The 18982-nt window shown below is 45.3% G+C and carries 21 protein-coding genes; all 21 read right to left on the bottom strand.

What is annotated here, in order from left to right; translation table 11 throughout:
* Positions 1 to 98: 98 nt before the first annotated feature.
* Entirely contained in the window at positions 99 to 752 is a 654-nt protein-coding gene (phoU, locus tag E5983_RS04445; protein WP_160332712.1) for a phosphate signaling complex protein PhoU, read from the bottom strand.
* Positions 753 to 760: 8 nt separating this feature from the next.
* Positions 761 to 1519, bottom strand: coding sequence for a phosphate ABC transporter ATP-binding protein PstB (gene pstB, locus E5983_RS04440; RefSeq protein WP_160332711.1), 759 nt, complete (start codon positions 1517 to 1519; stop codon positions 761 to 763).
* A 9-nt stretch (positions 1520 to 1528) separates the two neighbouring features.
* Positions 1529 to 2332, bottom strand: coding sequence for a phosphate ABC transporter ATP-binding protein PstB (gene pstB, locus E5983_RS04435; protein WP_160332710.1), 804 nt, complete (start codon positions 2330 to 2332; stop codon positions 1529 to 1531).
* 16 nt (positions 2333 to 2348) lie between these two features.
* Positions 2349 to 3236, bottom strand: a complete 888-nt coding sequence (pstA, locus tag E5983_RS04430) for a phosphate ABC transporter permease PstA (RefSeq protein ID WP_160332709.1) — start codon at positions 3234 to 3236, stop codon at positions 2349 to 2351.
* Positions 3226 to 4161: a phosphate ABC transporter permease subunit PstC gene (gene pstC / locus E5983_RS04425; protein ID WP_160332708.1), complete on the bottom strand. Its 936-nt coding sequence runs from the start codon at positions 4159 to 4161 to the stop codon at positions 3226 to 3228. The genes pstA and pstC overlap by 11 nt, the downstream gene beginning before the upstream one ends.
* Positions 4158 to 5057 carry a phosphate ABC transporter substrate-binding protein PstS family protein gene (locus E5983_RS04420; protein WP_160332707.1) on the bottom strand — a complete coding sequence of 300 codons (900 nt, stop codon included), beginning with the start codon at positions 5055 to 5057 and terminating at the stop codon, positions 4158 to 4160. Before E5983_RS04420 ends, pstC begins: the two co-directional genes overlap by 4 nt.
* 128 nt (positions 5058 to 5185) lie before the next feature.
* On the bottom strand, positions 5186 to 7585 hold the full coding sequence (gene pheT, locus E5983_RS04415) for a phenylalanine--tRNA ligase subunit beta (RefSeq protein ID WP_160332706.1): 2400 nt from the start codon (positions 7583 to 7585) through the stop codon (positions 5186 to 5188).
* Positions 7586 to 7595: 10 nt separating this feature from the next.
* Positions 7596 to 8642: a phenylalanine--tRNA ligase subunit alpha gene (pheS, locus tag E5983_RS04410; protein ID WP_160332705.1), complete on the bottom strand. Its 1047-nt coding sequence runs from the start codon at positions 8640 to 8642 to the stop codon at positions 7596 to 7598.
* 470 nt (positions 8643 to 9112) lie between these two features.
* Positions 9113 to 9934: a DNA/RNA non-specific endonuclease gene (locus E5983_RS04405; protein ID WP_160332704.1), complete on the bottom strand. Its 822-nt coding sequence runs from the start codon at positions 9932 to 9934 to the stop codon at positions 9113 to 9115.
* Positions 9935 to 9943: 9 nt separating this feature from the next.
* The gene (locus E5983_RS04400; protein ID WP_160332703.1) at positions 9944 to 10126 is read right to left on the bottom strand and encodes a DNA-directed RNA polymerase subunit beta; all 183 of its coding nucleotides are present in this window, start codon (positions 10124 to 10126) and stop codon (positions 9944 to 9946) included.
* Complete coding sequence (gene murA, locus E5983_RS04395) at positions 10116 to 11396, bottom strand: UDP-N-acetylglucosamine 1-carboxyvinyltransferase (RefSeq protein ID WP_160332702.1); 1281 nt, start codon at positions 11394 to 11396, stop codon at positions 10116 to 10118. The genes E5983_RS04400 and murA overlap by 11 nt, the downstream gene beginning before the upstream one ends.
* 505 nt (positions 11397 to 11901) lie before the next feature.
* Positions 11902 to 12132 carry a DUF1146 family protein gene (locus E5983_RS04390; RefSeq protein WP_160332701.1) on the bottom strand — a complete coding sequence of 77 codons (231 nt, stop codon included), beginning with the start codon at positions 12130 to 12132 and terminating at the stop codon, positions 11902 to 11904.
* A 66-nt stretch (positions 12133 to 12198) separates the two neighbouring features.
* Positions 12199 to 12615 (bottom strand): F0F1 ATP synthase subunit epsilon, encoded by a 417-nt coding sequence (locus tag E5983_RS04385; RefSeq protein ID WP_160332700.1) that lies wholly within the window; start codon positions 12613 to 12615, stop codon positions 12199 to 12201.
* 9 nt (positions 12616 to 12624) lie between these two features.
* Positions 12625 to 14031 (bottom strand): F0F1 ATP synthase subunit beta, encoded by a 1407-nt coding sequence (gene atpD / locus E5983_RS04380; RefSeq protein ID WP_160332699.1) that lies wholly within the window; start codon positions 14029 to 14031, stop codon positions 12625 to 12627.
* A gap of 23 nt (positions 14032 to 14054) precedes the next feature.
* Positions 14055 to 14933, bottom strand: a complete 879-nt coding sequence (locus tag E5983_RS04375) for a F0F1 ATP synthase subunit gamma (RefSeq protein WP_160332698.1) — start codon at positions 14931 to 14933, stop codon at positions 14055 to 14057.
* 14 nt (positions 14934 to 14947) lie between these two features.
* Positions 14948 to 16453 carry a F0F1 ATP synthase subunit alpha gene (gene atpA / locus E5983_RS04370; RefSeq protein ID WP_160332697.1) on the bottom strand — a complete coding sequence of 502 codons (1506 nt, stop codon included), beginning with the start codon at positions 16451 to 16453 and terminating at the stop codon, positions 14948 to 14950.
* Positions 16454 to 16468: 15 nt separating this feature from the next.
* Positions 16469 to 17005 carry a F0F1 ATP synthase subunit delta gene (locus tag E5983_RS04365; RefSeq protein ID WP_160332696.1) on the bottom strand — a complete coding sequence of 179 codons (537 nt, stop codon included), beginning with the start codon at positions 17003 to 17005 and terminating at the stop codon, positions 16469 to 16471.
* A complete protein-coding gene (atpF, locus tag E5983_RS04360; protein WP_160332695.1) occupies positions 17005 to 17499 on the bottom strand; it encodes a F0F1 ATP synthase subunit B in 495 nt (164 codons plus the stop codon). Before atpF ends, E5983_RS04365 begins: the two co-directional genes overlap by 1 nt.
* Before the next feature lie 14 nt (positions 17500 to 17513).
* A complete protein-coding gene (atpB, locus tag E5983_RS04355) occupies positions 17514 to 18233 on the bottom strand; it encodes a F0F1 ATP synthase subunit A (RefSeq protein ID WP_160332694.1) in 720 nt (239 codons plus the stop codon).
* Between the two features lie 32 nt (positions 18234 to 18265).
* Positions 18266 to 18463 (bottom strand): F0F1 ATP synthase subunit C, encoded by a 198-nt coding sequence (locus E5983_RS04350; RefSeq protein WP_160332693.1) that lies wholly within the window; start codon positions 18461 to 18463, stop codon positions 18266 to 18268.
* Between the two features lie 159 nt (positions 18464 to 18622).
* Positions 18623 to 18982: IS66 family transposase (locus tag E5983_RS04345; RefSeq protein ID WP_160332692.1), on the bottom strand; the 360-nt coding region annotated here is incomplete at its 5' end.

Here is an 18982-nt window from a genome sequence, read left to right as displayed (position 1 = left end):
AGCATACAATGCTGTTAGACCCAATCAACTACTGCGTCAAAGGTATTTTGCTAATCATAAAGAGAGAGGCTAGACTTTTGTCCCAGCCTCCTTTTCTTTTACAATTCAACAATTTCACCTGTTTCCAGGTAAATAACCCACTCACAAACGTTTTTCGCGTAATCGCCAATCCGTTCTAGATAGCTAATCACTTGGAAATAGTCCCGACCTGCCACGATGGCTTCCGGATTGTTTTTGATTTCCTCAGTTGCCAAGTCTTGGATTTTTGTGAAGTAATTATTAATTTCTTCATCCATAGCTGCAACTTGATAAGCTGAATCAACATCTCCTTTGAGGTAGAGGTCAAGAGTTGCTTCCACAAATTCTTTAACCTTTTTACCCATTTTGTTGATTTCTTGTTCAACAGACTCAATCCGAACTTCACCCTTCATTCGAATGGTTGCTTGGGCAATCGATACCGCATGGTCTCCCATCCGTTCAATATCACTTGAAGCTTTAAGGATGGTGATAACTGTCCGCAAATCGTGTGAAACCGGTTGTTGGAGGGCAATAATCTCAAGTGATTTTTCTTCCAACTTGACTTCATATTTATTGACATCTGCATCTTCTTCAATAACAGCACGTGCCAATTCACGGTCGTGAGTGACAAAGGCACGAACAGTGCGGTTAATCTGAGATAGAACTTCGGTTCCCATCGCATAAAACTGATTGTGTAGTTTTTCTAATTCTTTTTCAAATTGTGCACGTAACATATGAACTCCTATCCAAATTTACCTGTAATGTAGTCTTCTGTTTCCTTGTTTTGAGGATTCAAGAACATATCCTTGGTCGAACTGTACTCCAAGCAGTTACCGTCCAAGAAGAAGGCTGTGCGATCAGAAATCCGCGAAGCCTGTTGCATGGAACGGGTTACCAACAGCAACGTGTATTGATCTTTCAAGCCATAGAGAGTATCTTCAATTTTACCAGAAGAAATCGGGTCTAGGGCTGAGGTTGGCTCGTCAAGCAAGATAATCTTAGGACTGGTTGCCAATACCCGTGCGACACAAACCCGCTGTTGTTGTCCACCGGACAAGCCGAGGGCGGAGTCGTGCAAGCGGTCCTTCACTTCTTCCCAGATAGAGGCCCCCTTGAGGGAGGTCTCTACGGCCTCATCCAGCACTTGTTTGTCCTTAATGCCCTTGATCCGTAGTCCATAGACCACATTTTCATAAATGGTCATTGGGAAAGGATTGGGTTGCTGGAAAACCATCCCGATTTCCTTACGCAACTCAACTGTATCCCGGCGTGGGCTGTAGACCTCGTGTCCATCGTAGACAATCGAGCCTGTCAGGCTGGCTTCAGGATTCAAATCGTTCATGCGGTTAATCGACCGTAGCAAGGTTGATTTTCCGGAGCCCGACGGTCCAATGAGGGCAGTAATTTCCTTAGGATAAAAGTCCAATGAAACACTGTTGAGGGCTTTCTTTTTTCCATAATAAACGGATAAGTCCTTCACACTTAAAATAGGTTCTGTCATGACTTCCTCCTAACCAAAACGTCCTGATACATAATCGCTAGTGGATTGTAACTTGGCATTTTGAAAGATTTTGATTGTTTCATCATACTCGATTAGATCGCCCAGATAGAAGAAGGCTGTATAATCGCTCGCCCGAGCTGCTTGTTGCATGTTGTGGGTTACGATGATAATGGTGTAGTTCTTCTTCAACTCCAACATGGTTTCTTCCAACTGCATGGTAGCAATTGGGTCCAAGGCAGAGGCTGGCTCATCCATCAAGAGAATATCTGGTTTTACAGAGATTGCACGTGCAATACAGAGCCGCTGTTGTTGTCCACCAGACAAGGTAAAGGCTGATTTATGCAAATCATCTTTAACTTGATCCCAAAGAGCCGCTTGCTTGAGGGAGGTCTCGACAATTTCATCCAAGACCTTTTTATCCTTGACCCCAGCCCGTTCATGAGCAAAGGTAATGTTCCGATAAATCGATTTGGCGAAGGGGTTTGGACGTTGGAACACCATGCCAATGTGCTTACGCATTTCATAGACATTGATGTCCGGGCGGTTCACATCGACTCCCTCATAGAGAATCTCTCCCGTAACACGTGCAATATCAATAGTATCATTCATCCGATTCAAGCTTCGCAAGTAGGTCGACTTCCCTGATCCAGACGGACCAATCAAGGCAGTGATTTTGTTCTTTTCAAACTGCATATCAATTCCCTTGATGGACTCATTCTGACCATAGTAGACATGAAGGTCCTTGGTCTCAAGGGCAACGTTTTTTTCTGGGAAGCGAATGATGTGTTTTTCATCCCAATTGTATGTTGTCATTTTTCCTTAAACCTCCTTAGGATGCAGATGTCATCTTCTGATGCAATTTTTTACCAAGATAACGCGCACCTAGGTTAAAAATCAAGATAAAGACCAGAAGCACAGCGGCACTTCCTGCCGAAACCTGCATGGCGTCCGGAATCGTTCCCTCACTATTAACCTTCCAAATATGGACAGCCAAGGTTTCCGCTTGGCGGAAAATCGAAATCGGGCTGGTAACATCTAAAATGTTCCAGTTTGACCAATCAAGCGCTGGTGCTGATTGCCCGGCAGTATAAATGAGTGCTGCCGCCTCCCCGAAGATCCGACCAGATGCCAAGACAATACCGGTTACAATTCCTGGGAGGGCCTCAGGGATTACCACATGGACCACGGTCTCCCAACGAGATAGACCAAGAGCTAAACCAGCCTCCCGCTGCGTATGGTGAACCGTCCGCAGACTGTCCTCAACATTTCGAGTCATCATCGGCAAGTTAAAGACTGTCAAGGCCAAGGCACCAGAAATGATAGAGAAGCCATATTGGAACTGAATAACAAAGATCAAGTAACCAAAGAGACCCACAACCACGGATGGTAAAGAAGACAGGATCTCAATACAGGTCCGGATAAAGTTCGTGACAGGACCTTTCTTGGCATACTCTGATAGGTAAATACCTGCTCCTGTCGAAAGTGGCAGCGAGATAAGCAAGGTAATCACCAGCAGGAAGAAGGAGTTAAAGAGTTGAATCCCAATCCCTCCTCCAGCTTGGTAAGAAGAAGACCGGGCTGTGAGGAAATGCCAGTTCACATGCGGCAACCCACGAACTAGGATAAACAAGAGAAGGGAAGTCAGAATGGTGACGATAATCCCTGCAATGGTATAGAGAACAATGGTCGCCACCTTGTTCATTTTTTTAGCGTTCATAGTTTCTCTTTCCTTCCCTTGTAATCAATTTAATCACGGAGTTAAAGGCCAGGCTCATCATGAGCAAGACGAGCGCTAGAGACCAGAGGACATTATTTTGAACCGTTCCCATAATGGTATTTCCGATTCCCATAGTCAAAACAGAGGTCAATGTGGAAGCTGGTGTTGTCAAGGATGTCGGCAGGACTGCAGAGTTTCCGACAACCATCTGAATCGCCAAAGCTTCCCCGAAAGCCCGGGCCATTCCAAAGACAATAGCCGTGAAGATACCTGGACGCGCTGCATTTAGAACCACACGCCAGATTGTTTGCCAACGGGTTGCTCCCATAGCCAGACTGGCTTCCTTGTAGTGACGCGGAACAGCCTTCAAGCTATCCACGGTCATAAAGGTAACCGTTGGCAAGATCATTACGAAAAGAACGAACACCCCGGATAGGATCCCGAAACCTGTTCCACCCGCTAGACCGCGGACAAAGGGAACAACGACCTGCAAACCAATAAATCCATAAACAACAGAGGGAATTCCGACCAACAATTCAATGGCTGGTTGGAGGATCTTAGCTCCGTATTTAGGAGAGATTTCGGTCATAAAGATGGCTGCTCCAATTGCAAAAGGTGTTGCCAGAAGAGCTGATAGGATAGTTACGATAAAGGAACCGGTAATCATCGGTAGGGCTCCCATATAAGGTTGACCATTGGCATCTTTGACACTTGGTTGCCATTCAGTTCCTGTTAAGAAAGAAATCGGATTAATCCCATCCACAAAGAAGGTGGACAAACCTTTTTGGGCCACGAAAATCAAGATCATGGCGACCACCAACACAATCAGCGACAAACACATGAAGGTGATGGTTTTACCAAACTTCTCTAATTTCGAATTTTTAGAAGGGGACAGTAGTTTTTTTTCTAATTCGGATTGTTTCACTTGTCTTCTCCCTCACTATCTTGACTTTGGCTTTTGACGGTTACCTTGCCAGCCGCATCCTTCACAACTTCCATTTCATTGATTGGAATGTAGCCCATGTTACGGACAATGCCTTTTTGGACTTCTTCTGAAACCATATATTCCAAAAACTCCTGGGTCAGGTCATCCTTGTCTTTTTTGGTGTACATATGCTCATAAGACCAAATCGGCCATTTATTGGTAGCTACGTTTTCAGCAGTCGGAGCTGCGCCATCTAGGTTGATTTTTTTGACAGAATCATCCACATAAGAGAAGGCTAGATAGGAAATGGCTCCTGGAGTTTGCGATACGATGGATTTAACCATCCCGTTGGAATCCTGCTCCTGGCTCTTTTTCGCACTCATCCCGTCCATAACCACCTTATCAAAGGTTGACCGGGAACCAGAACCAACTGCACGGTTGATGATGGTTACGTCCAAGTTCGGACCTCCCACCTCTTTCCAGTTTGTGATTTTCCCTGCAAAGATATCCCGCAATTGATCCAGGGTCAAGTTCTCAAGGCTAACTTCCTTGTTGGCAATCACGGCTAGGCCAGCTACCGCCACTTGGTGGTCGGTTAGTTGATCCGCCTTGATCCCATCTTTTTCTTCCGCAAATACATCACTATTGCCGATTTGGACGGCACCGGATTGAACTTGGGATAGGCCTGTTCCTGAACCACCACCTTGGACATTGATTGTTTTGCCGAGGTGTTGAGCGGAGAACTCATCGGATGCGGCCTCGACCAGAGGTTGCAAGGCTGTCGATCCTACAGCGGTAATGGATTCGCCCTTATCAATCCATGCAGCACAGGCTGATAAAGACAGAGCTGTCATCCCTAAGATAGAGACGCTCAGTAGTTTTTTACCAAAGCTCATAAGTATTTCCTTTAATTATATTAGGGGTGGTTTTCAAGCCATTTGCCCCCTTTCCCACTATACCATAAAGCAGGGAAGGTGCCATTAAAATTGCCTAAAAAAACCACCGAATAAACCATTTTTTTCGATTAACGAATTTCAGCCCCAAGCTCAGACTCTAAGGCCTTTTGAATTTTCTCCATGTAACGGACAATTTCTTCATCTTCCAAGGTTGCATCCGCATTTTGGAAGGTGAGGTTGTAGGCCATCGATTTCTGATTGTCACTCAAAGGCAAACCTTGATAAACATCGAAGAGGCGAATTGCTTGCAAGTGTTTTAGTTTTAAAGAAGAAAGAACATCGAGAATCGCTTGATGTTGAACATCTTCTTGAACCAAAAGGGCGATATCCCGTGATACGGCTGGGAATTTACTAATCTCCTGGAAAACAGCCTGCTCAGGCAAGAGTCCCTCAAGGAGCGACAGGTTGACCTCAGCTACATAAACTTCCTTCAAATCATAGTCCTTGGCTAGAGCAGGATGAACTTGACCAATAAAGCCAAGCGTCTGACCCTCTACTTGTAACATAGCAGTCCGACCTGGATGGCTACCTGGGAGATCCGCAACGGCTACATAGCTAACTTCCAAACCTAAACGATCAAAGAGCACTTCCAACATTCCCTTGAGGGTAAAGAAATCGACAGGTTGAGCCTGGGTTTGGAAATCTTTTTCAAGCAAGGAGCCAGTCAAAGCCAAAGCAAGAACCGTATCTTCCTGAGGAAGCTGACTTCCTTCAACCTGCTTGAAGATTTTGCCAATCTCATAGAAGGCTAGGTTGAATTGTCGACGGGCCTGGTTGTATTGGAGGGTTTCCAAAAGTCCAGAGACCATACTTTGACGCAGCACGCTACGTTCCACACTCATGGGCCACATCAGTTCGATCAAAGGAGTCGGATTCTGATTAAACAAGTTGGCTTTTTCGCTAGTTGTTAAGGTGTAGGCGATTACCTCGGTCAAGCCAGCACCTTCCATAGTTGCCTGGATCTTCCGACGCAGAGCCTGCATCTTGGTTAGTTCACCAGCAGTTCCCTGGCCACCCGGTAGCGAAGATGGTAAGCGGTCATAACCATAAATCCGTGCAATTTCTTCGTTTAAATCAGCCGGAATCTGGATATCCCAGCGACGTTTTGGTACGAACACTTGGAAGGCCTCAGCATTGCCCGTCAAGCCAAAATCAAGTCGGCGGAAGATGTCTTCGATTGCAGCATAATCCAAATCTGTTCCTAGAACACGATTCACAGTAGCCAAATCCGTTGCAACGGTTACTGGCTCTGTGTCTACTTCACCAGCCTGCACCTGACCAGCCAAAACTTCTGCCCCAGCTAGATCCACCAAGAGACTCGCAGCATAATCCAAGGCTTCCGCAACAGTCGCAACATTGATTCCCTTTTCAAAACGGGCCGATGCCTCACTCCGCAAGTTGAGACGGCCACTGGTTTTCCGAATGGCAGTCCCATCAAAAACAGCTGCTTCCAGAACAACCCGTTTGGATTGGCTACTGATTTCAGTGTCTTCTCCACCCATCACGCCAGCTAGAGCCACTGGCTCGTCCGCAACTGTAATCACCAAATCAGTCACTTCCAAATCGCGGTCTAAACCATCAAGGGTCCGAAGCTTCTCTCCGGCACGCGCCTCACGGACAACAATTTTGCAATCCTTGAAGGTATCCAAGTCAAAAGCGTGTAGGGGCTGACCATACTCCAAAAGAACCAAGTTGGTCACGTCGACAACATTATTAATCGGTCGAATACCCGCATTCATCAAACGATTTTGTAACCACTGCGGACTTGGCCCAACTTGAACATTTTCCAACACACGGGCATGATAGGTGGAAGCCTTGTCTGTCTCGATCGCGACTTCTAACAAATCAGCAGCCGATTTACTGCTTTCCTCTAGACTAACCGGTTTCAAGGTTAGAGCACGATCGTAAATAGCTGCGACTTCATAAGCTACACCGCGCATGGATAAAGCATCTGCCCGGTTAGGGGTAATGGACAATTCAATGATTTGATCATCCATATCGAGGTAAGGGAAAACTACTTGGCCTGGTACTGCCTCGTCTGGAAGCACCTGGATCCCTTCTGCATACTCTTTGGGAATAATGGACTCTGACAGTCCTAATTCGCCCAAGGAACAAATCATTCCCAAGGATTCCATGCCACGAATCTTCCCTTTTTTAATTTTATAGTTATCCGCAATCCGGGCACCAGGAAGGGCAACAATAACTTTTTGTCCAGCCGCAATATTTGGTGCACCGCAGACAATTTGCCGGGCTTCTGCTTCACCGACATCCACCTGGCAGAGATGGAGGTGGGTCTCCGGTACAGCCTCTTCTGAAAGAACATGACCGACGACAATTTTTGACAGACCATCTGCAGGGCTGGTTACTCCCTCAACCTCGATTCCTGTTGTCGACATTTTTTCGGCCAGTTCAGCCACGGGAGCATCCAAGTCCACTAATTCTTTTAACCATTTATAACTTACTAACACGCGAGACTCCTTATTTGAATTGTTCTGAGAAACGTTGGTCGCCTAAATAGAAACCACGGATATCATTGATACCGTACCGCAACATGGCAATCCGTTCTTGACCCAAACCGAAGGCAAAACCGGAATACTGACTGGAATCAATGCCACTCATTTCAAGGACTTGAGGATGCACCATACCAGCTCCTAAAATCTCAATCCAACCAGTCTGCTTGCAGACATTACATCCTTGGCCGCCACACTTAAAGCAGGAAACATCCACTTCGACTGAGGGCTCCGTAAATGGGAAATAAGATGGACGAAGGCGGATTTTACGATCTTGACCAAACATCTTTTGCAGGATCAATTCCAAAGTTCCTTTCAAATCAGCCATTGAGATACCTTGGCCAACAACCAAACCTTCAATTTGATGGAATTGATGGCTGTGGGTTGCATCATCGGTATCCCGACGGTAAACCCGTCCTGGCGAGATCATTTTCAAAGGTCCTTGGCTGAAATCATGTTTTTCCATAGTCCGAGCTTGGACTGGGCTGGTATGGGTCCGCAAAAGAACTTCTTCTGTAATATAGAAGGTATCCTGCATATCACGCGCCGGGTGATCCTTAGGCAGGTTCATACGTTCGAAATTATAATGGTCTGACTCCACTTCAAAACCATCCACAATTTGGTAACCCATGCCCAAGAAAATGTCTTCAATTTCCTGACTAGTTTGCGTCAGGATATGAGCTTGCCCCCGTTTAACTGGACGACCTGGCAAGGTTACATCAATGCTCTCTGCTGCTAACTGCTTGGCAATACGGTCAGCCTCCAAATCTTTGGCTGCCTGGTCAAAGGCTTGGGTCAAAACATCCCGTGCTTCATTCACGTGTTTACCAACTACTGGCCGCATCTCTGCAGACAAATCCTTCATTCCTTTAAGGATCTCCGTGAGCGAGCCTTTTTTCCCCATAACCGAGACCCGTAGGTCTTCTAATTCCTTGTCTAGATCACTATTGATATCATTCAAACTGGCTAGGGTATCCGATACCAGTTTGGATAGCTTTTCTTCAATTGTTTCCATTTTTCCTCCATAAAAAAAGCGCGTGCAAGCCCACAAAATCGGAGCGTTGACACGCGGTACCATCCGTCTTTTATCCCTTTCGGGACCTTAGTTCATTTGTTCTTTTGCAGGTGAATTCAACAAGCTTCCCCTGGGCAGACTCTCAGTCACGGTCTCCCTCCCTGTACAGCTTTCCCTTGCTTACTAGTCCTGCGAACAAGTATTCAATTACAACCTTCTACTCTTGCTATTTTTCTATACACGTTCTTAGCTTAGACTGGCCAAACTGTCCTGATGCCTGCCTCTCGCTACCTCGTTTGCATTCAAAATAGTTTGAATAGTGGTGCTAGATTGAAAATAGTCTGGGTCCTATCATCGGCTTTGTTTCCTAGACTATTTTTGACTCTCTTTAAATATTAGTCTATCAAAAATGGTGCCCTTTGACAAGCCAATTTCCAGCAGCTTGCCTGCTCAGACAGAAGCTGCTCACTCTAGTTTTTTGTCACCTGGCCCGTTTGATAATTAACAGAAATTCCTTCTTGGACATTGGGAATAAAGACATTAAATTCCAAACTGCCATCACTTGATTTAGCCTCCAGGTGAGAACCCGAAGGAACCAAGTCCCACTGGTTATTGTAGATAACTTCCACCCGGTAACGGACCCGTTTGTTTTTATCTAGGGCCTTGCGTACCTGTGTTTCGTAGTAATTTTGCCCCCGTCCCTGATCAGAATTGGACTGGTTGGCCCAAGCTGTCTGCACCGCAATGTTAGCTGGATTACTAGTTGAGGCATCGTAACCTTTCAAGCCCCCAACCAAGGCATAGCCTAGCAGGTGCCCCCGGTCCACTGCATGATTATAGGGACCTTCCAGACGCAACTGGTGCCAGCCTGCTGGGGTCCAAGACGTGGAGCCATTGCCCGTTTCTTCCCGATTTTTGTACTGTCGGGTTGACTTGGCTAATAAGGCATTAGCCAAAGTTGGCACAACTTCACCCGCAACTTCTTTGGTCTCATTGGTCGCATAGGGTTGGCTGGCGACCTTGGCATTTAAATCTGTTTGATTGCCATTCACTTCAAAGGAACCCGCTCCATTCCAAGTGAGCTCTCCCTTGATTTGTGACCGGACAGAATCGGTTAATACAGATTCTGCCAAGGCTCGGCTAGGAGCTTCTTGCGAGCTTTGGGTACTTTTCTGCACAGTAGCTGGCTGCCCCGTCGGTTGATCAGAGACATAGTAACTAGCCAGGGCTAGCCCCAAGCTCACGACAAGCCCCAAGGCGCTAACCGTTTGTTTTTGTTTTTTTCGAGCCATCTTCCATCCTTAATGCAATTTATCCATTAGTTCTTTCCAAGTCGTTGGTGACAAAATATCAAGAGGCTGTTTTCCTTCTCCCAAGACAGAGTAACCAAAAAGCAAACCCAAGAAAAATAGGAAGAAGGTCATTAAAAGGAAACCTAAAATCATCAACCACTGTTTCCGAAAATAAGACCAATTACTTTCCATTTGACGCTCCTACTCGCTGAATATTAGCTCCCAAGGTAGCCAACTTCCGATCAAATTCATAATAGCCCCGATCCAGATGGCTAAGTTTGCCAACCCGAGTTTCTCCTTCTGCGACCAGACCCGCTAAAATCAAAGCAGCACTGGCCCGCAAGTCAGTTGACATGACTTCCGCCCCTTGCAAGGTTTGACCCCCATAAATAATCGCTGTATCCCGCAGGATATCCGAATGCAGATTCATCCGACGCATCTCTTCCAAATGTTGAAAACGATTTTCAAAAACGGTCTCAATCATGGTTGATTCCCCTGCTGCCACCGTCATCAAAGCTGTAAACTGCGCCTGCATATCCGTTGGAAAACCAGGATGTGGCTGGGTCTTAACCGTCACAGGTTTCAACCGACTCGCATCTGATTGAATCCGAATCCCACCAGCTTCTTCGGTAACTTCAACACCCATTTCTTGCATTTTCGCCAAGAGCGGACGATTGTGTTCCCAGATTGCATCCTCAATCAAAACATCACCACCGGTCATAGCCGCCGCAACCATAAAAGTTCCCGCTTCAATCCGATCCTGGACAACCGCATGTTCTGCTCCATGCAAGGACTCGACTCCATGAATAACCAAGGTTTCAGTACCAGCCCCGCGGACATCGGCCCCCATGGCATTCAAAAGCAAGGCCAAATCAACAATCTCTGGCTCCCGCGCAGCATTTTCAATCGTGGTAACCCCATCCGCCAAGGTGGCTGCCATCAGAATATTCTGAGTCGCTCCCACACTTGGGAAATCCAGGTAAATGGTCGCGCCTTTTAATTTTGGCGCTCGTACCTCAATATAGCCCGCTTCTTGATGGATTTCAGCTCCCATGGCCTCCAAACCTTTCAAGTGTAAGTCAATTGGGCGACTTCCAATCGTACATCCCCCTGGCATCGATACCTTGGCAAAACCATTACGGGCCAAGATTGGTCCCAATACCACAATCGATGCCCGCATTTGACTGACATATTCATAAGGGGCTTCACTGAGAATCGGACCTTGAGCATCAACAACCACTTGTTTCTCTGCCTGGTCAAAATCAACCGCAATATCCAATCCTGCTATAACCTGGTTCATCGTAAAGACATCGGATAGGATAGGCACATTGGTTAAAATGGTTTTCCCTTCAGAGGCCAAAATCGTAGCTGCTAGCAGGGGTAACACAGCATTCTTAGCTCCCTCAATTTTAACCCGACCGCTTAAGCGATTATTTCCACCTTTTATAACAATTTGATCCATTTTTCTCTGCTCCAAAAATTCATTTTGCTTTTATTTTATCATGAACCATTAAAAATAAGAACAGATAAGCAACAAGCCTTGTAAAATAAGGCTTTATAAGACTAGAATCTCCCGCTACTTTCTCCAAAAAGCTACAAAAACTTCCACCTTATGCCCCTGGAAAACAAAAAACCGCCTCGAATTCGAAGCGGTCTGTGTTAGAAAATCAATGGAACCTTTCCATTAAATTTGAATCCATTGTAGCATATTCTGCCCACTCCAATATTTCAAAAACTTGTCATTGTTTTACTAAAAAGACAAAGGATGACTATTGGGCACCTCTAAAAACTAAATTTCTGAAAATCTAAATGTTGATTTATCAAGGTTTGAGTGATTCAATTTGAAGAAAAACTGGGGTTTTTAGAGGTGCCCTATTGTGTGTAGGAAGTGAATAAACTAGAAGATTCGAGAATATCTGAACTTACAGGGACTACTCTTTACCACACTAAGCAGGGCTTGCCCACAGCTACTCCACCAAGGTCCGCAGGCTCTGGCTTAGTGAAACTAGACTTAGGAAAAAGGAGGAAACTAAAAAACCGAGAGCAATGCTGAGAAGCAGATGGAGCACTTGGGCCTTGCGTGTATTTTCTGGTGTTATGCGCAGCCATTTATCCCAGGCCACCAACTCCCCCAATAGGCGATGCGTTAGGTAAATGAAACATAAATGGCTAGCGACGACTACTAATTGATTATTCATACTTCTATTGTAACACAGTCCTGCTAAAGCGAAAAACAAGGCCACAATTGGACCTTGTTTTTCGCTTTATTTACTTCCCACATTAATTCGGTTAATGGCACGTTGCAAGGCAATCCGTGCCCGTTGTTCCTGGTCAATGGAGTGTTCTGAAAGGGCTTGTTCCAAAGCGACTTCTGCCCGCTTCTTAGCTCTTTCTGCCCGACTGACATCAATATCACGTGCCCGTTCCGCAGAATCGGCAATAATCGTGATGGTATCATCAGCTACTTCGATCACTCCACCATTCACCGCAACCCAGTCAACATGGTCTTCATCATCAACTCGGCGAACCTTTAGTTCATCCACCGCCAAAACGGCCAATAGATTGGTATGACCTGGAAGGATTCCCAGTTCCCCTTCGGTGGTGCGAGCCATGACAAATTGAGCATGGTGTTGATAAATCATGCCATGGGGAGTTACAATTTGCACAGTCATCTGGCCCATAAATCACCTCTAAAAGTTCATTTTTTCTGCCTTAGCAATGACATCTTCAATGGATCCGACACCTCGGAAGGCATCTTCTGGAAGATGGTCATATTTTCCATCCAGGATATCTTTAAAGCCACGGACGGTTTCCGCAACTGGCACATAAGATCCTGGTTGGCCTGTAAACTGCTCGGCTACGTTAAAGTTTTGTGAAAGGAAGAATTGAACTCTTCGTGCACGCGCAACCAATGTTTTTTCTTCATCAGACAATTCATCCATTCCGAGGATTGCAATGATGTCCTGCAATTCATTGTAGCGCTGAAGAACACGCTTGACCTCAGAAGCCACTTCATAGTGTTCTTGACCGACAATTTCGGGAGCCAAGGCACGAGAGCTAGATGCTAATGGATCCACGGCTGGGTAAATTCCCAATTGCACCAATTTCCGTTCCAGGTTGGTGGTAGAATCCAAGTGGGCAAAGGCTGTCGCAGGCGCCGGATCGGTGTAGTCATCCGCTGGGACATAGATGGCTTGAATCGATGTAACAGAACCTTTTTTGGTTGAAGTAATCCGTTCTTGCAATTGTCCCATCTCTGTTGCCAAGGTTGGTTGGTAACCTACGGCCGATGGCATCCGTCCAAGCAGGGCGGATACTTCCGATCCCGCTTGGGTAAAGCGGAAGATATTATCGATAAAGAGCAAGACGTCTTGTCCTTCAACATCACGGAAATATTCCGCAATGGTCAAACCAGTCAGAGCAACCCGCATCCGTGCTCCTGGTGGCTCATTCATTTGTCCAAAGACCATGGCAGTCTTTTCAATAACGCCTGATTCTTTCATTTCCCAATAAAGGTCATTTCCTTCACGGGTCCGCTCTCCAACACCCGTAAAGACGGAGATTCCGCCATGCTCTTGGGCGATGTTATGGATAAGCTCCTGAATCAAAACGGTCTTTCCAACTCCGGCACCACCAAAGAGTCCGACTTTTCCCCCTTTTAGATAGGGAGCCAAGAGATCGATAACCTTGATTCCTGTTTCCAAGATTTCAGTCGAAGTGGATAATTCATCAAAACTTGGAGCTTTTTTATGGATTGGTTGACGGTCTAGGTGTTCCCCAAGAGGCTGATCCAAATCAATCGTGTCTCCAAGCACATTGAAAACACGACCAAGCGTTTCTTTCCCGACAGGAACTGAAATTGGTCGACCTGTATCCAACACTTCTTGACCACGTTTCAAACCGTCTGTTGATTCCATCGCGATGGTGCGTACAACTCCATCTCCCAATTCAAGAGCAACTTCAAGAACGATTTTACCGGCTTGATCTCCATCCTTGTAGACCACCAAGGCATTATTAATTTCTGGTAATCGTGCATCCGTTGGAAAGACTACATCCACAACGGGTCCAATTACCTGAGCAATCTTACCTGTGCTCATGTCTTTCTCCTTTTCTTCTAGTGTTACTCAAGAGCACTTGCCCCGGCAACAATTTCTGTAATTTCTTGTGTAATGGCTGCTTGCCGCGCCCGGTTGTATTGAATGGTTAATTCAGAAATAACCTTTTTGGCATTATCCGTCGCAGTCTGCATGGCTGTCATACCCGCTGCATTTTCAGCCGTCTTAGCATCAATAATCGCCCCATAAATCATACTTTCCGCATATTGTGGCAAGAGCTGATTCAAGAGTGCCTCTTTTCCAGGTTCCAAATCAAATTCTTTAGCATACCCTGTTGCGGCTTCATTAGGGTCCAAATCAACAATGGGTAACATCTGCTCAACCCGCATTTGACTGGTTAAGGAATTGACGTGATGATTGTAGCACACGTACAACTCATCAAAGAGTTCCGCCTGATACATAGCCACAGCCTTGTTGATGATTTTTTGAACCTCATCAAAACTTGGCTGGTCCGCCAAACCACGGAGTTCATAGATAGGCTCTATTCCACGCGCTTTAAAAAAGTCTGTGCCCATACCACCGATAGAGATAATAGCATAGCTTTCTGGATCCTCGTGGTATTCCTTGATCAAATCCATCACAGCTTTCAAAACCGTAGAGTTGTAACCACCGACCAAACCGCGATCAGAGGTAATCACAATATAACCCGTCTTTTTAACCGGACGGCTGAGCAACATCGGATTGCTGCTACCAGCTACCAACTCCGAATCCAAAAGGTCTGTTAACAGCTGCCGTACCCGTTTGGCATAGACTTGGAAATCCTTAGCTGCCTGCTCAGACTTGCCTAACTTAGCTGCCGACACCATTTGCATGGCATTGGTGATTTGACTGGTATTTTTAGTTGATGCAATTTTGTTCTTAATTTCATTTAAAGAAACGGCCATCTCTTACCTCTTTCTTAATTGAAATTTGCTTGTCCCTTAAATTCTTGAATCGCTGCATCCAAGACATCTTCTTTTGGAAGATCTTTGGTCATTCGAATTCCTTCAAAAATTTCTGGATGTTTAGCATCAAAGTAGTCATAAAGCTCTGCTTCAAAGCGAAGAACATCATCGACTGGAATATCATCCAAGAATCCGTGTGTCAAAGCATAGAGAATGACAACCTGCTTTTCAACTGGAAGCGGTTGATGAACGGGCTGTTTCAAGACCTCAATGGTCCGACGACCACGGTTCAAACGAGCCTGAGTCGCCGCATCCAAATCACTACCAAATTTCGTAAAGGCTTCTAGTTCACGATAAGCCGCCAAGTCAATCCGGAGAGTTCCGGCAACTTTTTTCATAGCTTTAATCTGTGCTGAACCACCAACCCGTGAAACAGATGAACCCGCATCAATGGCTGGGCGAACACCTGAGTTAAAGAGCGAATCGTCCAAGAAAATCTGTCCATCAGTAATGGAGATCACGTTGGTCGCAATATAGGCGGAAATATCTCCAGCCTGGGTTTCAATAAATGGAAGGGCTGTAATAGAGCCTCCGCCCAATTCATCCGAAACCTTAGCAGACCGCTCCAAAAGACGGCTATGAAGATAGAAAACATCCCCAGGGAAGGCCTCACGTCCTGGTGGACGACGAAGCAAGAGGGATAGTTCCCGATAGGCAACCGCTTGTTTGGACAAGTCATCATAAACAATCAAGACATGTTTGCCCTGGTACATAAATTCCTCTGCCATGGCCACACCTGAATAAGGGGCCAAGAAGAGCAGGGGAGATGGTTGTGACGCCGATGCAGAAACAACGATCGTATAATCCAAGGCCCCATGTTTCCGCAAGGTCTCAACCTGGGTCCGCACAGTTGATTCTTTCTGCCCAATCGCCACATAGATACAGATCATATCTTGACCTTTTTGGTTCAAGATCGCATCGATGGCAATGGTTGTTTTACCGGTTTGACGGTCTCCGATAACCAATTCCCGCTGACCACGGCCAATTGGAACCAGGGCATCAATCGCCTTCAAACCTGTTTGTAATGGTTCTGAAACAGATTTCCGTTCCATAACACCTGGTGCAGGTGCTTCGACTGGCCGAGTTCCAGTTGTTTCGATTGGCCCCAGCCCATCAATCGGACGGCCCAAAGGATCCACAACTCGTCCAATCAGGGCTTCCCCAACAGGAACTTCCATGATTTTGCCAGTTCGACGGACGGTGTCTCCTTCGCGAATATCGGTGAATTCACCGAGGATAATAATACCGACATCTTTGGTTTCCAGGTTTTGAGCCATTCCATAGGAACCGTTCTCAAAGATGAGCAATTCACCACTCATAGCCTGGTTCAGACCATGGGCACGTGCAATTCCGTCACCGATGTAGGTTACAATTCCTGTTTCGGTCACATCAAAATCTGGTTGAAAATTGTCGATTTGTTGCTTAATTAAAGCGCTAATTTCTTGTGCTTGAATCGCCAACGCTCACACCACTTTCTATTTCATTTTTTCTTTCACTGTCTGTAATTGGTTACGAATGCTTGCATCAATTCGCTTATGGTTGGCTGTGATCACAAACCCACCAATGAGGTCTTGGTCAATCACTTGCCTTACTGTTCGCACACCAATCTTCATTTTTTCCTGAACAAGTGGTAGCAATGCTGCTAGTTGCTCCTCTGATAAAGCATAGGCCGACTCTAGGATCACCTCAAACATATTGGTCTCCACTTCTAGTCGGCTCAAGCTCTCTTTTAAAATAGCTTCTAACAACTCTTCCCGTTGGTTCTGAATCAAAACTTTAAATAAATGATCTACAAGTTCAGATCCAGTTGGTAAAAACGACTGAAGAATTTCTGCTTTCTTGTCTTTAGGAACTGCAATATTGTTTAAAAAACCAGTCAGTTGTGTTTCTGCCACAAGATCCAAAACCTGATCCATAATCGGAAACACCAGCTGGCTCTGGTTTTTTTCAATCACTAATTGAACAAAGGGAGCTGCATAACTATCAACCAGTAGCATTTCTTTCTTGTCCATTAGCTTTCTCCTAATTGTTTAATGTACTGATCAATCAATTCCGAATGAACTTCTGGAGTCAACTCTTTACTCAAAATTTTCGAAGTTAAGTCAACTGTTAGATTAGCGACCTCTTCCTTAATACTGGCTAGAGCTGCCGCTTTTTCTTGTTCAATCTCTTGGCCTGCATTTTCTTTTAGACGCTCAACTTGCGCCTTGGTTTCTGCCAAGACTTGATTTTTTTGATGTTCAGCATTTTCCTTGGCAGTAGTCAAAATAGCTGCCGCCTCTTCCTTGGTCCCGGATAACTGCTGTTGGCGTTCTTTCAACAAAGCTTCCGCTTGATCTTTTGCGACTTCTGCACGATCAATATCTGAACTAACCTTTTCAGAACGCTCATCTAGAACTGTTTCAAGACGATTCCAAACATATTTTTTAATAAGTAGGAGAACCGCAATAAAAGAGCCAGTTACTAGAATAAAATTCCCAATTAACTGTCCTAACGTAATTTCCACTTCTTTCTCCTTTCTTAGACTTCCTCTGTATTAATTTTCTTCCCTAGATAGTTCGAAGACAACATGGTAAAGACGAAGGCCTGCATTCCTGAAATAAAAATCGAGAAGGCGGTCCATGCCATATTTAAACCAAAGGCAAACGGAAAGGCAATCAAATAGGTAGCAATCAGTTGTGTCAAAAGCGATACAATGACTTCACCGGAAAAGATATTTCCGTATAACCGAAGTGCTAGCGAAAGAAAATTCGTAATCTCCTCAAGGATATTCATCGGCGTCATCGCCACTGGTGTGGCAAAGGCACGGAAATAATTCTTAAATCCTTGACGGCGAATCCCCTCAACCTGAATAAACACGGTCACCAAGAAGGACAAGCTCAAATCATAGGCCAGATTGGCTGTTGGCGAAGTCCACAAGTTATAGTGTTCTGGGGATGGGGTTTCAATTTTGGTCGCTAGTCCAATAGAGTTCGCAACCAAGAGGAATAAGAAAAGACTAAAGAAAATGGGGAGGTAGCTCCGAACATTGGAGGCACCGAGGTTGTTCTGGATCACTCCGGTTACAAACTCAATCAAGGCCTCTAAGGCACTTTGCTTGCGGTTGGGCCGGACCTGTAAGTCCCGACTAAGCCAATACACAAAGCCAAATACCAACGCTACCGTCAAGAGAGACATGGCCAACAGAGTTAGATCAAAGACAATCGGTCCGATTGCAATCGTTGGTGAATGGGATTCCACGGGTCTCTCACCTCTTTTCTAAATGGGCAAGCTTACAAGATGAAGGCCATTGCAAGTAGAACGAAGAAGGTACCCTCGATAAAGGCAATCCCCATCAACATGCTGGTTTGCAACTTGTTGTAAAGTTCAGGTTGGCGAGCTGCAGAACGTAGGAAGCTAGAAACCAGCAATCCTTCACCAATACTTACACCCATTACGGCTAAACCAAGAGCCAAAATTGATAAATTCATTTCGAATTCTCCTTTTATTTTTTGTTACCCCATTACTCTACTCCTATTCCCTACATTTGTCAAATTTTCAGAGAAGAAAAATAGTAAGCGCCCAATAACAGGGTACATCAAAAAACCTCCAAGATTGTAAGCAGCTTGCTTTGAATCTTGGAGGTTTCTTTAACGACAATGCTCTTGTATTTGTTTTGCCCATGGTAAATAAGCCTCTAGAACCTCCTTTTTTTCGAGAGTCTCCTCGTTTGGTAAATGTTCTAGTAGGAAAACTATATATTTTTCACTGTCCACTTGGTGGAGTTTGGCTGTCTCAATTAGAGTCATAATAATCGCACTAGACTCTGCTCCCCCTAAACTCTGGGAGAACAACCAATTCTTGCGTCCCATTACTAAGGATTTGATTGCTCTTTCTGCCAAATTATTGGATAGAACGAGACGTCCATCCTCTAGTACAGTTTTGAATGTGGACTCATAATCCAAACTGTATTTGAGAGCACGGCCTAACTTGGATTCTGGTAAGACATA

The sequence above is a fragment of the Streptococcus danieliae genome (assembly GCF_009767945.1).
Taxonomy (GTDB): domain Bacteria; phylum Bacillota; class Bacilli; order Lactobacillales; family Streptococcaceae; genus Streptococcus; species Streptococcus danieliae.
Note: the sequence above shows the minus strand (reverse complement) of the source record. Positions and strands in the feature narration are given on the sequence as shown.

What these genes read in the sequence shown, in the direction of transcription:
- pstB (WP_160332711.1), bottom strand. Translation starts at nt 1,519, where the DNA reads ATGACAGAACCTATTTTAAGTGTGAAGGACTTATCCGTTTATTATGGA.
- phoU (WP_160332712.1), bottom strand. Translation starts at nt 752, where the DNA reads ATGTTACGTGCACAATTTGAAAAAGAATTAGAAAAACTACACAATCAG.
- pheS (WP_160332705.1), bottom strand. Translation starts at nt 8,642, where the DNA reads ATGGAAACAATTGAAGAAAAGCTATCCAAACTGGTATCGGATACCCTA.
- atpD (WP_160332699.1), bottom strand. Translation starts at nt 14,031, where the DNA reads ATGAGCACAGGTAAGATTGCTCAGGTAATTGGACCCGTTGTGGATGTA.
- E5983_RS04420 (WP_160332707.1), bottom strand. Translation starts at nt 5,057, where the DNA reads ATGAGCTTTGGTAAAAAACTACTGAGCGTCTCTATCTTAGGGATGACA.
- E5983_RS04365 (WP_160332696.1), bottom strand. Translation starts at nt 17,005, where the DNA reads ATGGACAAGAAAGAAATGCTACTGGTTGATAGTTATGCAGCTCCCTTT.
- E5983_RS04350 (WP_160332693.1), bottom strand. Translation starts at nt 18,463, where the DNA reads ATGAATTTATCAATTTTGGCTCTTGGTTTAGCCGTAATGGGTGTAAGT.
- E5983_RS04390 (WP_160332701.1), bottom strand. Translation starts at nt 12,132, where the DNA reads ATGAATAATCAATTAGTAGTCGTCGCTAGCCATTTATGTTTCATTTAC.
- E5983_RS04400 (WP_160332703.1), bottom strand. Translation starts at nt 10,126, where the DNA reads ATGGAAAGTAATTGGTCTTATTTTCGGAAACAGTGGTTGATGATTTTA.
- E5983_RS04405 (WP_160332704.1), bottom strand. Translation starts at nt 9,934, where the DNA reads ATGGCTCGAAAAAAACAAAAACAAACGGTTAGCGCCTTGGGGCTTGTC.
- pstA (WP_160332709.1), bottom strand. Translation starts at nt 3,236, where the DNA reads ATGAACGCTAAAAAAATGAACAAGGTGGCGACCATTGTTCTCTATACC.
- murA (WP_160332702.1), bottom strand. Translation starts at nt 11,396, where the DNA reads ATGGATCAAATTGTTATAAAAGGTGGAAATAATCGCTTAAGCGGTCGG.
- E5983_RS04375 (WP_160332698.1), bottom strand. Translation starts at nt 14,933, where the DNA reads ATGGCCGTTTCTTTAAATGAAATTAAGAACAAAATTGCATCAACTAAA.
- pstB (WP_160332710.1), bottom strand. Translation starts at nt 2,332, where the DNA reads ATGACAACATACAATTGGGATGAAAAACACATCATTCGCTTCCCAGAA.
- E5983_RS04385 (WP_160332700.1), bottom strand. Translation starts at nt 12,615, where the DNA reads ATGGGCCAGATGACTGTGCAAATTGTAACTCCCCATGGCATGATTTAT.